Genomic DNA, 440 nt, shown 5'->3' on the forward strand with positions numbered 1-440 from the left:
GGCTCGACAGGTGCGACCGGAGCCACTGGAGCAACGGGCTCGACCGGAGCAACCGGTGCGACCGGAGCCACGGGTGCGACTGGAGCTACCGGAGCAACTGGAGCGACCGGCGCTACGGGTGCCACGGGCTCGACCGGAGCAACCGGTGCGACTGGAGCAACGGGTGCGACAGGTGCGACCGGCGCCACGGGTGCGACCGGCTCGACCGGCGCCACGGGTGCCACTGGCGCTACCGGCTCAACTGGAGCAACTGGCGCGACCGGAGCGACCGGCGCTACCGGTGCGACCGGAGCCACAGGTGCCACGGGCTCGACGGGTGCGACCGGAGCCACCGGCTCGACCGGAGCAACGGGTGCTACCGGCGCGACTGGAGCAACGGGTGCGACAGGTGCGACCGGCGCCACGGGTGCGACCGGCTCGACCGGCGCCACGGGTGCCAC

Origin of the sequence: Mesorhizobium sp. WSM4983 (genome assembly GCF_029625765.1) — a bacterium.
Classification (GTDB): domain Bacteria; phylum Pseudomonadota; class Alphaproteobacteria; order Rhizobiales; family Rhizobiaceae; genus Mesorhizobium.